This window comes from Clostridium kluyveri (genome assembly GCF_001902295.1).
GTDB classification, from domain to species: domain Bacteria; phylum Bacillota; class Clostridia; order Clostridiales; family Clostridiaceae; genus Clostridium_B; species Clostridium_B kluyveri_B.
On record NZ_CP018335.1, the window covers coordinates 518,142 to 533,668 of the forward strand.

11 protein-coding genes are annotated in these 15,527 nt (G+C 32.1%); 9 read left to right on the plus strand and 2 right to left on the minus strand.

Translation table 11 applies throughout. The annotated features are described in order from the left end of the window. Positions 1 to 31 precede the first annotated feature (31 nt). Positions 32 to 892 carry an AraC family transcriptional regulator gene (locus BS101_RS02865; RefSeq protein ID WP_073537443.1) on the minus strand — a complete coding sequence of 287 codons (861 nt, stop codon included), beginning with the start codon at positions 890 to 892 and terminating at the stop codon, positions 32 to 34. A 172-nt stretch (positions 893 to 1,064) separates the two neighbouring features. On the opposite strand from BS101_RS02865, the gene BS101_RS02870 reads away from it, so the two are divergent. The 7 genes from BS101_RS02870 (at position 1,065) to BS101_RS02900 (ending at position 9,560) form a co-directional block, all read left to right on the plus strand. Continuing rightward, the gene (locus tag BS101_RS02870) at positions 1,065 to 2,333 is read left to right on the plus strand and encodes a dicarboxylate/amino acid:cation symporter (protein ID WP_073537444.1); all 1,269 of its coding nucleotides are present in this window, start codon (positions 1,065 to 1,067) and stop codon (positions 2,331 to 2,333) included. Between the two features lie 439 nt (positions 2,334 to 2,772). After that, entirely contained in the window at positions 2,773 to 3,963 is a 1,191-nt protein-coding gene (locus BS101_RS02875) for a PLP-dependent aminotransferase family protein (protein ID WP_073541063.1), read from the plus strand. Positions 3,964 to 4,303: 340 nt separating this feature from the next. Continuing rightward, a complete protein-coding gene (locus BS101_RS02880; RefSeq protein WP_073537445.1) occupies positions 4,304 to 5,980 on the plus strand; it encodes a formate--tetrahydrofolate ligase in 1,677 nt (558 codons plus the stop codon). A 20-nt stretch (positions 5,981 to 6,000) separates the two neighbouring features. Then, the gene (locus BS101_RS02885) at positions 6,001 to 6,633 is read left to right on the plus strand and encodes a cyclodeaminase/cyclohydrolase family protein (protein ID WP_073537446.1); all 633 of its coding nucleotides are present in this window, start codon (positions 6,001 to 6,003) and stop codon (positions 6,631 to 6,633) included. A 57-nt stretch (positions 6,634 to 6,690) separates the two neighbouring features. Then, positions 6,691 to 7,545, plus strand: coding sequence for a bifunctional 5,10-methylenetetrahydrofolate dehydrogenase/5,10-methenyltetrahydrofolate cyclohydrolase (locus BS101_RS02890; protein ID WP_073537447.1), 855 nt, complete (start codon positions 6,691 to 6,693; stop codon positions 7,543 to 7,545). 107 nt (positions 7,546 to 7,652) lie between these two features. Beyond that, positions 7,653 to 8,912, plus strand: a complete 1,260-nt coding sequence (locus BS101_RS02895; RefSeq protein WP_073537448.1) for an NAD(P)/FAD-dependent oxidoreductase — start codon at positions 7,653 to 7,655, stop codon at positions 8,910 to 8,912. 27 nt (positions 8,913 to 8,939) lie between these two features. Then, positions 8,940 to 9,560, plus strand: coding sequence for a DUF1836 domain-containing protein (locus tag BS101_RS02900; RefSeq protein ID WP_073537449.1), 621 nt, complete (start codon positions 8,940 to 8,942; stop codon positions 9,558 to 9,560). Between the two features lie 57 nt (positions 9,561 to 9,617). Here BS101_RS02900 and BS101_RS02905 read toward each other — a convergent pair whose 3' ends face one another. After that, complete coding sequence (locus tag BS101_RS02905) at positions 9,618 to 10,250, minus strand: RusA family crossover junction endodeoxyribonuclease (RefSeq protein ID WP_073541065.1); 633 nt, start codon at positions 10,248 to 10,250, stop codon at positions 9,618 to 9,620. Between the two features lie 171 nt (positions 10,251 to 10,421). On the opposite strand from BS101_RS02905, the gene tsaD reads away from it, so the two are divergent. After that, complete coding sequence (tsaD, locus tag BS101_RS02910; RefSeq protein WP_073537450.1) at positions 10,422 to 11,447, plus strand: tRNA (adenosine(37)-N6)-threonylcarbamoyltransferase complex transferase subunit TsaD; 1,026 nt, start codon at positions 10,422 to 10,424, stop codon at positions 11,445 to 11,447. 478 nt (positions 11,448 to 11,925) lie between these two features. Further along, positions 11,926 to 15,375 carry a pyruvate carboxylase gene (locus BS101_RS02915; RefSeq protein WP_073537451.1) on the plus strand — a complete coding sequence of 1,150 codons (3,450 nt, stop codon included), beginning with the start codon at positions 11,926 to 11,928 and terminating at the stop codon, positions 15,373 to 15,375. The last annotated feature ends 152 nt before the right edge of the window (positions 15,376 to 15,527 follow it).

Consider the following 15,527-nt stretch of genomic DNA (forward strand, 5'->3'; position numbering starts at 1 on the left):
TCAGATATATTCCCCTAAATTTACGGGAAAGCTACTGCTTATAAGTCTTATAATATTTATTTGGAGAAACTCCAAACATTTTTTTAAAAGCTCTTATAAAGTTGGAATAATCACCAAATCCCGATCGCACACAGGCGTCTGTTATATTTTTACCATTTCTTATCAATAAATTTGACATGATCAGTCTTTTTTGAAGTATGTATGCATGGATTGTATAACCTGTTTGTTTCTTAAATTTGTGCATCAGGTAGTATCTGCTCACATAAAACCTAGAAGAAAGAAAATCTATAGATAGGTTTTGGTCTAAATGTCCATTTATGTAATTTAAAATATCATTTATGCGTTCATCATATTTAATGTCGTATAATTCTTTAGTATTTTTTTGTTTTAAAAATAGTCTGTTAATGTATATTATAAATTGTAAAAGTAAAGAAATTCTCAGTGTTTCATAGCCAAGGTCTTTGTTTCTAAAAGTATCTTTAATATCAAAAAGTATTTTCTTTATTATGTCAATCCAGTTATCTTCTAGCCTCAAAAGATTGAATCCCTGTTTTGAAGCTAATTCAAAACAGCTTAATAGATTACAATTGTTATTATATCTTATTAAAAAATCTAAATTTATCCACATAATTATGCGCTCATAGGTTTTGTCGGGATCTATTATTGCCTTGTGTATGTCATTGTTATTTATTAAAAGTATATCCCAAGGCCTTAGTTTATAGGATTTACCTTCTATTAAATAAGTTACATTTCCATCTATGAATATTACTATTTTATCAAAATTATGATAGTGGAATTCGAAGGAAATGTCTTTTTGATCTTTTAAATAAAATATTTGAAAATCAGTTTTTAAATAACCTCTTTTTATCTTTAAATCTTTACTTTCTTCCATAAGTGATTTACCTCAATAAATATTTATTGTTATAGAAGTTATAGCATAAAGTATAAACATAATTATATAGTAGGGCATTTTTTGCCATATTTCAAGCACTTTTAGCAATAAAAATAGCAAAAAATTAGAATATAATAATTATTAGATAATATAATATAGGAGGAAATTCACAATGAAAAAGTTTCTTGGAGGATATAAATTTTCCATAGTACTGTTGGGCTCAATAATCATAGGTGCAATTTTAGGTATTTTTTTAGGACATAAGGCATCCGTATTAAAACCTTTTGGTGATTTATTTTTAAATCTAATGTTTATGATAATAATACCACTGGTATTTTTTAGTGTTACTTCAGCCGTAGCTAATATGAAAGGCATGAAAAGATTCGGTAAAATTATTGGAAGTACATTTATAGTGTTTCTATGTACAGCGCTGGCAGCTTCTATAATAGGGATAATAGGTGTTTTTATAGTAGAGCCTGCAAAAGGTATAGATTATATGGCATTAAAACAAATTGTATCTGGAAGTAATGATTCACTGCAGCAAGTTAAACACGTAGGAGTCTTCCAGCAGATTGTAAATACTATTACAGTCTCAGATTTTACATCTTTGTTTTCTAAAAGTAATATGCTTCAATTAATCGTGTTTTCAGTGCTCTTTGGCATTTCAACAGCAGCACTTGGAGAAAAAGCAGAGGCTGTTACCAAATTTTTTACTGCAGCTTCCCGTGTAATGATGGAGATGGTAAGAATAATAATGTATTATGCTCCTATAGGACTTGGATGTTATTTTGCTTCAGTAATAGGGGAGCTTGGACCTCAAATATTGCAGGGCTATTTAAAGGTTTTTATTCTTTATATAATTATATCTGTTATTTATTATTTTGGTTTCTTTACTTTATATGCTTTTTTAGCAGGGGGAAAAAATGCAATTAAAATATTCTGGAAAAATGCTGCAGTCCCTACTATCACAGCTCTTGCCACCTGTTCCAGTGCTGCCAGTATTCCCGTTAACCTGGAATTCACAGAAAAGATGGGCGTTCCAAGGGATCTGGCAGAAACAGTAATTCCACTTGGGGCAAATATTCATAAAGATGGTTCTGTAATTGGGGGAGTTATGAAAATTGCTTTTTTATTTGGATTGCTTAATAAGAATATGACTAGTATGTCATCAGTACTTTCTATAATTTTTATGTCTTTTTTAGTAGGGGCTGTAATGGCTGCTATCCCTAGTGGAGGCATGATTGGTGAAATGCTCATACTTAGTATATATGGTTTTTCTCAAGGATTACTTCCTATAATTATGGTTATAAGTGTCATCATAGATGCACCAGCTACTGTTTTAAATTCAACGGGAAACACAGTATGTAGTATGATGATATCACGGCTTGTAGAAGGGAAAGAGTGGATTGATAATAGAGTAAGCGGAAATAATAATATTTAACTTTATTTTTTATGTTGACAAACTAAGGATAAAGTGATATTGTATGCAAATAAGAACTATTAGCTATAGGTAATAAATTACTAATGATATGGAAGTTACAAATATGTTAGTAACATTTAAATATAGTAAATCGTTGACAAGGAGATAAAACTATATGTTGCACTTAAAGAGAGTTGGCGGTGGTGGAAAGCTGACAGAACGCAGTATAGAAAAGTAGCCTTTGAGAGTGTGGGTCAAAAGGATTTTATAGAGTTCTGAGTAATTCACAACATTGGGATTATGTTATAAATCCGGAATGTGTTTGCATTCTTTAATGAGTGGATGTTTTACATCAATTAAGGTGGTACCGCAGGAAGATGAATTTAAATCCTGTCCTTTGTATTTATACGAGGGACAGGATTTTTTATTTTTATATATTATTAAAAAAGGAGAGATAAACATGAATTTTAAATATGCCCATAGAATGAATGGTTTAAATGCCTCTGAAATTAGAGAATTGTTAAAGATTACTCAACAACCGGAAGTTATATCATTTGCAGGAGGACTTCCAGCACCGGAGCTTTTTCCAATTGATGAGATAAAAGAAGCAAACAGACTTGTACTTGAAGAGGATGGAAAAAGTGCACTTCAATATTCGACCACGGAGGGATATGATCCTTTGAGAAAATGGGCTGCAGATAGGATGAATAGAATGTTAGGTACTTCCTTTGATTATGAAAATATATTAATTACACATGGTTCACAACAAGCCCTTGATCTTTCAGGAAAAGTCTTTTTAGATGAAGGAGATATTGTACTATGTGAAAGCCCTACATATCTTGCAGCAATCAGTGCTTTTAAAGCATATGGTTGTGAGTTTATTGAAATACCTACAGATGAAGATGGTATGGTTATAAGTGAGCTTGAAAAGATACTTAAAACTACTGAAAGAGTTAAACTAATATACGTTATTCCTAATTTTCAAAATCCTACAGGAAGAACCTGGGGTATTGAAAAACGTAAAGAATTATCAGAACTTGCTGCAAAGTATAATGTAATTGTCATTGAGGATAACCCTTATGGTGAGCTTCGCTATGAAGGTGAGCAATTACCATCTGCAAAATTATTTGATAAAAGTGGAAATGTTCTATGTCTAGGCACTTTTTCAAAAATATTTTGTCCAGGATATAGAATTGGATGGATTGCAGGAGAAAAGGAGATTATAAAAAAATATGTATTGGTAAAACAGTCCACTGATCTTCAGTGTAATACAATTGCTCAAAGAGATATTGCAAAGTATCTTGAATTATATGATATTGATAAACATATAGCGGAAATTCTTAAGGTTTATAAGAGAAGGCGTGATTTAGCTATAAAGACAATGGAAGCAGAATTTCCAAAAGAAGTTAAGTTTACAAGACCTCATGGTGGATTATTTATGTGGGTTCAACTGCCAGAAAATATAAATGCAAGGGATGTGCTTGAAAAATGTCTTGAGAGGAATGTTGCGTTTGTTCCAGGTGGCTCTTTCTTTCCAAATGGCGGAAAAGAAAATAATTTTAGAATTAACTACTCAAATATGCCAGAGGATAAAATTGTTGAGGGGATAAAATGTATTGGTGAAGTGTTGGGGGAATTTATTAATGGGTAGTCTCCTGGGGGATTTTTAATTGTAGAAGTACTGATATATCTTAATTTTAATTTCTTTGCAAGCCATTTGTTAATATGTTAATATATAAAATATATTTTAGATCAAGTGATTCTTAGGCTCAGGTGGAGTTTGCTTGTAAGGAATACCTTTCTCCAGATGAACCTTAGAAGAACTTATCCAGGGGTGTAGCAGTGCTTATCCCCTTTGAAGAAGATGGGGGTATTAGCAATGGTAGCCTTCGGATAAAAAATGTTTTTTATATATTCTTCTTATAATATCGTTAAGATTTTAACATTTGAAAACAAATTAAATGATCGAAATAGAGACGGGGGTACTTTGAATGAATTTTAAATCAGATATACAAATAGCACAGGAATGCAGCATGGAAAATATAAAGGATATTGCAAAGAAATTGAATATTTCTGAAGATGACATTGAATTATATGGGAAATACAAGGCCAAGATTGATTACAATCTTTTAAAAACCACTAAAGGTAAAAATGGAAAGCTTATATTATGTACAGCTATAAATCCAACACCTGCAGGAGAGGGAAAAACCACTACATCAATTGGAGTGGCAGATGCATTGGCAAGGCTTGATAAATCTGTGGTTGTTGCATTAAGGGAACCTTCTATGGGACCTGTATTTGGAATAAAGGGAGGAGCTGCTGGAGGGGGATATGCTCAAGTAGTACCTATGGAAGATATAAATTTACATTTTACAGGAGACATACATGCTATGACTGCTGCTAATAATTTACTGGCAGCCCTTATAGACAATCATATATATCAGGGAAATAAATTAAATATAGATTCTAGAAGGGTTGTTTGGAGAAGATGTGTAGACATGAATGACAGACAACTTAGATTTGTAGTTGACGGATTAGGGGGAAAGGTAAATGGAATACCAAGAGAAGATGGCTTTGATATAACTGTTGCTTCAGAAATAATGGCTATATTTTGTTTATCAACGAACATAAATGATTTAAAAGAAAGAATTTCAAAAATAGTTGTAGGATATACTACAGAGGGTAGTCCTGTAACCGCCCATGACCTAAAGGCTGAAGGAGCTATGGCGGCACTTCTTAAAGATGCTTTAAAACCTAATTTAGTTCAGACACTGGAAGGAACACCAGCCTTTGTACATGGTGGGCCTTTTGCTAATATAGCCCATGGATGTAATTCTATAATGGCAACTAGAATGGCAATGCATTTTGGAGATTATGTAGTTACAGAGGCAGGTTTTGGTGCAGATCTTGGGGCAGAGAAATTCCTAGATATTAAATGTAGAATGGCAGGGTTGAGACCAGATGCAGTAATAATAGTTGCTACGGTAAGGGCACTTAAATATAATGGAGGAACACCAAAGACAGAATTAAATAATGAAAATTTAGAAACTCTTGAAAAAGGTATTCCAAATCTGTTAAAGCATGTGGAAAATATAACTAAGGTATTTAAGTTGCCGGCAGTAGTAGCATTAAATGCATTTCCTACGGATACAGAAGCTGAACTTAAGTTGGTAGAGGAAAAGTGCAGAGAATTTGGAGTGAGTGTGAAGTTATCGGAAGTTTGGGCAAAGGGCGGAGAAGGCGGAATAGAGGTGGCAAAAGAAGTACTGAGGCTTATAAATGAGGGTAAAAATAATTTTCAGTTTGCATATGATGAAAAATTGCCAATCAGGGACAAAATAAGAGCTATTGCTGAAAGAATATATGGCGCAGATGGTGTTACTTTTACCAATCAGGCGGAAAAGGAAATAGATGAGCTTGAAAAGTTAGGTTTTGGAAAAACACCAGTTTGTATAGCTAAAACTCAATATTCCCTCACAGATGATCAAAGTAAGCTTGGAAGACCAAAAGGATTTAAGATTACAGTAAGACAGGTTAGCATTTCTGCAGGAGCAGGTTTCGTAGTGGCAATAACCGGTTCAATAATGAAAATGCCGGGACTTCCAAAAGTTCCTGCTGCAGAAAAAATAGATGTGGATGAAAATGGAGTAATAAGTGGATTATTTTAAATAGCCGGGGAGGAAATATTATGAAATTAAGAGATAAAAGTTGTATGGATTTTGTAGAAGTACTGGGATCCAAGAATGCAGCGCCAGGAGGGGGCAGTGTCTCTGCCTTAGTGGGAGCTTTGGGAGCGGCACTTTGTAGTATGGCTTGTAATCTTACCCTAGGGAAAAAAAAATATGCAGAATATGAGGAAAAATTAGAATTTATATTACAAAAGACCTATAAGCTACAGAGAGAACTTTTAAATATGGTAGATGAAGATGCAAAATGTTTTCTCCCTCTTTCTAAGGCTTATGGCATGCCAAAAGATACCAAAGAAGAAAAAATGATAAAGGAGAAAACTTTGCAAAGATGTTTAAAGGACGCCTGTGAAGTACCTATAAATATTATTAAAAAGGCATATGATGCCATTAAACTTCATGAAGCTTTAGTGGACAATTGTTCAAAACTTGTAATAAGCGATGTAGGGGTAGGAGTTCAGTGTTTAAGAGCTTCAATAGTTGGAGCACAACTTAATGTAATAATCAATATAGGTTCCATAAATGATGAGGAGTATGTCCATAAGGTAAAATCAGAAATAGAATCTTTAGTTAAGGAAGGCATTGAAATTGCAGATAGGGTATATAGTAAGGTAGTTGAGATACTTTCTATGTAGCAGCATATTTTTAAATAATCACTGTAATATATTTTGAATATAAAGGAGAACGTAAGTATGGGTCTAATAATTAAAGGTAATCCCGTAGCAAATGCTATAAGTGAAACTTTGATTAAAGAAGTGGATAATTTTAAAATACAAGGTATTATTCCTAAACTGGTTATAATAAGAGTCGGAGCCAAGGCAAGTGACCTTGCTTATGAGAGGGGAATATTGAAAAGATGTAATGGAATTGGAATAGAAACATATGTGAAAGAATTTCCAGAGAATATATCACAAAGAGAATTTATAAGGGAATTAAGAAGGTTAAATGAAGATAGAAATGTAGATGGCATAATGGTATTTAGGCCCTTACCCAAACATTTAGATGAAAATATTATAAAATATGTAATTACACCTGAAAAGGATATAGATTGTTTTAATCCCATAAATTTAGCTAAAGTAATGGCAGGGGATAGTACTGGTTTTGCACCTTGTACACCACGTGCAGTTATGGAAATATTAAAGTACTATAATATTGACGTAGAGGGTAAGTTTTCGGTGGTAATTGGAAGAAGCATGATAGTCGGAAAGCCTATGTCAATGCTGCTTTTAAATGAAAATTCTACAGTTACAACATGTCATTCAAAAACTCTTCACCTGGATAAAATTTGTTCCCAGGCAGATATATTGGTGGTAGGTATTGGAAAGGCTGAATTTATAGATTCAAAGTATATTAAAGAAGGGGCTGTGGTTATAGATGTAGGAATAAATGTAGATAAATACGGGAGAATGTGTGGAGATGTAGATATAAAAAGCTGTCAGTGGAAAAATGTAATTGTGACGCCGGTTCCAGGAGGAGTGGGGACAGTTACTTCTTCTGTATTGGCACAACATGTTGTAGAAGCATGTAAACATAAAAACAAGCTGTAATTGAGTAATTATAATCCTCAAAAATTACTTATCCCCAATTTAAAAGGAGTCAGGGTGCTAATGATATCACTCTTAGGATAAATTTAGGATGGTTGGAGGTTTTATATGTGGAAAAGTATGATCTTGTGATAATAGGAGGAGGACCAGCAGGGTTATCGGCAGCTGTAACTGCTAAAGAAGAAGGTGTAGATAATATATTGATACTTGAAAGGGAAAATCAACTTGGAGGAACATTAAATCAATGTATACACAGTGGCTTTGGATTTAGTATATTTAAGAAAGAACTGACAGGTCCAGAATATGTGGAGAAGTTTATAGAAAAGATAAAAAGTATAAAAATTCCGTATAAATTAAATACCACTGTATTTAATTTAACCAGAAATAAAATCATAACTGCAGTAAATGAAGAAGAAGGAATAATTGAGATAAAGGCCAAATCCATAATTTTATCAACCGGCTGTAGGGAAAGACCCTGGGGTATTATGAATATATCCAGTAGTAAATGTGCAGGTATACTTACAGCAGGTTCCGCTCAGAGATTTATAAATATAGAAGGCTATATGCCAGGGAAAGAAGTTGTAATATTAGGTTCTGGAAATATAGCTCTTATAGTTGCAAGGAGAATTACTTTAGAAGGTGGAAAGGTGAAGGCAGTTATAGAACCACTATCTTATTATAGTGGGCTTAAAAAAAATATAGTACAGTGTCTTTATGATTTTAAAATTCCTTTAAAACTAAATCATACAATAGTAGATATAAAAGGGAAGGGTAGGGTAGAAGGTGTAACTATTTCTAAAATAGATAGAAACAAAAAAATTATTAAAGATAGTGAGGAGCACATACCTTGTGATACGGTAGTTTTATCTGTAGGATTATCCCCGGAAAATGAACTTTTAAGAAGTGCAGGAATAAAAATATCAAATGTAACTGGAGGTTCCCTGGTGAATGAAAGTCTAGCTACAAGTATAGATGGGATATTTACCTGTGGAAATGTACTCTATGTTCATGATCTAGTTGACAATATTATTTTAGAAAGCATAAATGCAGGTAAAAATGCAGCAGCTTATATACAAGGTAAAAAATTTAATGGTAATAAAATAAAAATTTTGGCTCTTTATGGTGTTAAATATACAGTTCCCCAGTATATAAATATAGAAAACGTAGACAAAACCATAAATATTGTATTAAGGGTTACAAATGTATTCAGAGATAAATTTATATCTGTATATTTTGATGGTGTTAGGGAAATGCATATTAAAAAGAAAATGCTTACCCCATCAGAAGTAGAAGAAGTTAAATTTACTAAGGAATTGTTAGAAAAATATCCCAGATGCAGACAAATAACTATAAGTGTACAAAAAGATTGATATACTTTTATATTAGGAGGATACTGTATGTATAAAGATGAATTGGAAAAATTGATACAGGGGTTTGGCAATTTTACACAGTTAAAGCTTGAAAATATACCAGATATAGATTTATACATGGATCAAGTTACAACTCTTATTGAAGAAAAATTGGCACATTTAAAAAGAACAGAAGGAGAAAGTACTCTCACTAAGACTATGATAAATAATTATACTAAATCGGGAATACTTATGCCTCCTAAAAAGAAAAAATATTCTAAACAACACATTATATTGATAGTATTGACATACTACTTAAAACAAATCTTATCCATAGGAGATATACAAAAGCTATTTTCTCCCATAGTAACATCTATAATAAATGGAGAAGATTGTAGGGAAGAATTAAATAGTATCTATAAAAGTTTTCTGAAAATAGAGAAAAGTGAAATAGAAAGTTTCATAAAGAATTTTGAACATAAAATTAAATTAGAAGATATTCTTGAAATTGAAGGAAATGATGAAAAGGGAGCCTTTGAAAACAAATTCCAGTTAGAAGGAGAAAAGGATATAGTTGATCTTATACTAGTTGTAATTATGTTAATTGTAAAGGCCAATATGGAAAAGAGAATGGCTGAAAAGATAATTGATAATTTTTTTACAAAATAAAAATATACATAAATTTATTTATAAGTTTTCAAGATAAATTTATGTATATTTGTTTTATTATTTAAATAGTTTATTAAAGCATTTCCTGCACAGTATAGTTTTCCCTTTATTTCCAGATATCATATCATCCTTGGTTACCTTTTTTCCACAGATTTCACAGTGACAATTTATATATTTACTGCTGTAGTTTAATATTTTTTCTGGTTTTTTAAGTTTATTTCTTCTATTAGGTGGAGGAGAATAATTTATAGGTTCTCTTATTACAGGATTTTCTGAAATTTTATATTCTATGTTATACAAACTTTCTCCAAATAGTTCTAATTCAAAGCGAGGATTGTCCTTATCGTAGAATTCTTCTATGATTATTTTTCTTATTTGGGCATCATTCACTATTAATCCGCTTTTTTCAATTCCATCAAATATACTTTTAGTTATATTGTTTGTATCTGGATGTCTTTTTTTACTTTTATAGTATACTTTAAGTAGTGCTATTAAAGATTCAGATATAACAAGTCCGGGATTTTGATTTCTACATTCATAAGCTATCTGTTCTTCATACAGTGCATATCTGTCGTGATATTTACCCGAGTTATAAGGTAATATGGCTCTTCCCTGTACATTGAATAACTTAAAATTTGATTTTGATATAGGGGAACCATTGATAATTATTTTTGCATAGGGTTTATTCATTTTTCTATCTCCAGTATCATAGATTACATGTTGTATTAATAAAAAACTTGTATTGTTTAAATATATCATAATTTTAGTCCCCATAGGGTATTTTAATGTATTAACTTGTATTTTTAATAAACTAATACTAAAATAAGTACAGTTAAATAACTTTAAGAAAGGTATAAAATCATGGATAAAGATTTAAAAATACTTGCCATTGAAAGCAGCTGCGATGAAACTTCTGCAGCTGTAGTAGTTGATGGGAGAATTGTATTGTCTAATATAATATCTTCCCAGATAGATATTCATAAAAAATTTGGAGGAGTGGTGCCGGAGGTAGCATCCAGAAAACATATAGAAGTTATAAGTGTGGTAGTAGAGCAGGCTTTAGAAGAGGCCCAAATAACACTTAAAGATATAGATGCCATAGGAGTTACTTATGGTCCCGGTCTTGTGGGGGCACTTCTTGTAGGACTTCAATATGCAAAAGCATTATCCTATGCTTTAAACAAACCATTAATAGGGGTAAATCATATAGAAGGACATATAAGTGCTAATTTTATACAATATAAAGACTTAAAACCACCTTTTGTATGTCTGGTGGTATCTGGAGGCCATACCTATCTAGTGTATATGAAAGATTATGGAAAGTTCGAAGTATTGGGGCAGACCAGGGATGATGCTGCTGGAGAAGCATATGATAAAATAGCAAGAGCTATTGGCCTTGGATATCCAGGAGGACCTAAAGTTGATAAAATAGCAAGAGAAGGAAATCCAGATGCTATTAAATTTCCAAGGGCAAATTTTCATGATAATAAAACTCTGGATTTTTCTTTTAGTGGTTTAAAATCTTCAGTATTAAACTATTTAAATCAAAAAAGTATGAAAGAAGAAGATATAAACAAGGCGGATGTAGCGGCTTCTTTTCAAAAAGCTGTAGTCAGTTTTTTAGTAGATAATTCATTAAGGGCGTGTAAATTAAAAAATGTAAACAAAATAGCAGTAGCAGGAGGGGTAGCTTCCAATACTTGTCTTAGGGAAACATTTAAAAGTCAGGGAAGTAAAAATAAAGTAGATGTTTTATTCCCTGAACCTATACTTTGTACGGATAATGCAGCTATGATAGGCAGCGCTGCTTACTTTGAATACATGAGGGGAAATACAAGTTCTTTAAATTTAAATGCAATTCCAAATTTAAAGTTGGGGGAAAGATAATATATATTTTTGTGTCAAACTCCACTTGAACCTATGAAGGATTTGATCGAAATAATTCAAGAAAATGTAACATATATGACACTAAATTAAATACCATATATGTTATTATTGTTACTATATTTACATATAATATAGAGTAGCATAATTATTATATATAATACACTATTTACAAAAGCAATTTTAAGATATATAATAATTTGTGTTGAGATTGATTTTTTATATAAAAAGAAGTTGCAAATATTACTTTAATCTATAGCTTTAGTTTATGAAAAATAAACGTATAAGTCTGTTTGGACGTACTATCATATGTATGACATAGAGATATTTTGGGGCAATTAGTTATAATTAATATATGCAAGGATAAAAAAAATAAAATTCAATTGAAATAATTTTAATACTTATATATAATAGTACTATATTGTCTAGATTTAATACTAGTTGTTAATAAATATGCAAAATATATTTTTTATAAAAGGGGATGGTTGATTTGGCAAATAAATTTAAAAGAGTTCTAGTAGCCAATAGAGGAGAAATCGCTATAAGAATATTTAGGGCATGCGAAGAATTGGGAATAACTACCGTTGCTATATATTCAAAGGAAGATAAAAGAGCCCTCTTTAGAACTAAAGCAGATGAATCTTATCTATTGAGTAGTGATAAAGGACCTATTGAGGCATACTTAGATATTGATAAAATAATAAATATAGCTTTAAAGAAAAAAGTTGATGCAATACATCCAGGATATGGGTTTTTAGCAGAAAATCCTGAATTGGCAAGAAAATGTGAACAAGCAGGTATTGAATTTATAGGACCTACTTCATCTATGATGGAAATGCTTGGGGACAAGATAAAATCCAAAATTGTTGCCAAAAAAGCAGATGTTCCTACAATACCAGGAATACAGGAACCTATAAAAACAGAAGAACAAGCTCTTGAATTTGCAAGATATTGCGGATATCCTGTTATGGTTAAAGCAGCTGCCGGCGGCGGTGGCAGAGGAATGAGAATAGTAAGAGAGGAAAAAGATCTTTTAGAATCCTATAATAGTGCTAAAAGTGAATCCATGAAGGCCTTTGGATCAGAAGATATATTTATTGAAAAATATATTGAAAGTCCAAAACACATAGAAGTTCAGATTCTCGGAGACAAACATGGAAATGTAGTTCATTTATATGAAAGAGATTGTTCCATACAAAGAAGGCATCAGAAAGTAATAGAATTTACACCTTCTATAGCATTATCGGATGAAAAAAGAAATGAAATATGTGAAGATGCTTTAAAAATTGCAAGAAGTGTAGGATACAGAAGTGCGGGTACTTTGGAATTTTTAGTAGATAAGCATGGAAATCATTATTTTATAGAAATGAATACCAGAATTCAGGTAGAACACACAGTAACTGAAATGGTTACAGGAATAGATTTAGTTCAAGATCAAATACTTGTTGCGGAAGGGTACGAACTTGGTTCCAAAGAGATAGGAATAAAATCTCAAGATGATATAAAGATGAATGGTTATGCTATTCAGTGTAGAATTACTACAGAAGATCCATTAAATAATTTTGCACCAGACACTGGAAGAATCGATATGTATAGGACTGGTTCTGGCTTTGGTATAAGGCTTGACGGAGGTAATGGATTTACAGGAGCCGTCATAAGTCCTTATTATGATAGTCTACTAGTAAAAAATATATCCTGGGCAAGAACTTTTGAGGATGCTATAAGAAAGTCAATACGTTCTATAAAGGAGACTATTATATCGGGAGTAAAAACTAACAGCGATTTTCTGATTAATGTTTTAAAACATGAAAAATTTATAAAAGGAGAATGTGATACTAATTTTATTGCAGATACTCCAGAGCTTTTTAATATAACTCCAAAACTTGATCCAGAACTTAGTATAATGAAGTATATAGGAGAAAAAGTAGTAAATGAAACTCGTGGTAAAAAGCCGTCCTTCAATGTACCTGTGGTTCCTAAGGTAGATGAAAGCCTTAGACCAAAAGGTACAAAGCAGATATTGGACGAACAAGGACCACAGGGGTTAGTTAATTGGATAAAATCCCAAAAGAAACTTTTGGTTACAGATACTACCATGAGGGATGCCCATCAATCACTTATGGCAACTAGGGTTAGAACTAGGGATATGGAAAAAATAGCAGCAGCTCAATCTGTTTTAGCCGGAGATATATTTTCTATGGAAATGTGGGGAGGAGCAACTTTTGATGTAGCATATAGATTCTTGAAGGAATGTCCATGGGAAAGAGTTGAAAAACTCAGAGAAAAAATACCTAATGTATTATTCCAAATGCTTTTAAGAGGAGCTAATGCAGTAGGATATAAAAATTATCCAGACAATGTTATAAGAGACTATATAACAGAATCTGCAAAAGTGGGTATTGATGTATTTAGAATATTTGACTCGCTAAATTGGCTTAAGGGAATGGAAGTTGCAATAGATCAGGTATTAAAAGAAGGTAAGATAGCGGAAGCCTGCATGTGTTATACAGGAGATATACTCGACAGCAGCAGAGGTAAGTATACTCTTAAATATTATGTAAATTTAGCTAAAGAAATAGAAAAGACCGGAACTCATATTCTAGGTATAAAAGATATGTCTGGATTATTGAAACCTTATGCAGCATATGAGCTTATAAAGGCACTTAAGGATGAAATATCAATACCAATACATCTGCATACTCATGATACTACAGGTAATGGAGTTGCAACTGTACTTATGGCTACTCAAGCAGGGGTGGACATAGCGGATCTTGCATTTAACAGTATGTCAGCTCTTACCAGTCAGCCAGCGTTAAATTCTGTAGCGGCAGCACTTAGGAATACAGAAAGAGATACTGGACTTGATGCAGATAACCTTCAAAAAATAGCTAATTACTGGGAAGATGTTAGACCTGTATACAGTCAGTTTGAATCAGGACTTAAGTCAAGTACTGCAGAAATATACAAATATGAGATTCCGGGAGGACAGTATTCTAACTTGAAACCTCAGGTTGAAAGTTTTGGACTTGGAGATAGATTTGAAGATATAAAAGAAATGTATAAGAAGGTAAATGCTTTGGTGGGAGATATAGTTAAGGTTACCCCTTCTTCTAAAATGGTAGGAGATTTAGCTATATTTATGGTGCAAAATAATTTAGATGAAAATACTATATATGAAAAAGGAAAAACTTTGAATTTCCCTGATTCTACAGTTTCATACTTCCAGGGGATGATGGGTCAACCTATGGGAGGATTTCCAGAAGAATTACAAAAGTTAGTATTAAAAGGGGAAAAGCCTTTAGATGGAAGACCAGGAGAATTTCTTCCACCAGAAGATTTTGAAAAAATAGAAGAATATTTAACTAAAAAGTTCAAGAGGAAGTTTAATAAAAAAGAGATTTTAAGTTATGCCCTCTATTCTGATGTATTTGAAAATTACTTGAAGTTCATAAATGAATATGGTGATCTCAGCCGTATGGACAGTGATGTGTTCTTCTATGGACTTACTGAAGGAGAAATGTGTGAAGTCGAAATAGGTGAAGGAAAGAGTTTGTTTATGCAGCTCCTTGATATTACTAAAGTTAATGCTGAAGGATGTAGGTTCTTAGTATTTGAAGTTAATGGAAATAAGAGGGACATACAGATTAAAGATAAGCATGCTTTTGAAGGAGGTTCAGCAGTTCAACAGGCCGAAGCAGTTATGGCCGATGAGGATAATGAAAAAGAAATTGGGGCAAGTATACCAGGAAGTGTTATTAAGGTACTTGTAAAAGCAGGAGATGAAATTGAAGAAGGACAGACTTTAATTGTAATAGAGGCCATGAAAATGGAAACTAACGTTACTGCTAGTGTTCCAGGTGTTGTTGAGGGAGTTTTTGTAAAAGAGGGTCAAAGGGTTAAAACTGGTGAACTTTTAGTTAAGTTAAAGTAAGCTGGTTTCAAAATAAAAGTTTCATGATTTAACCAAAAAACAATGTTTATTCTAAAATAACTGTATTATTTAATTATATAAGTAGGCACTATTTAAAATTTTTTAAGATAAGAAATTTTAAATAGTGTTCTTTTTTATAATTTATTATTTAA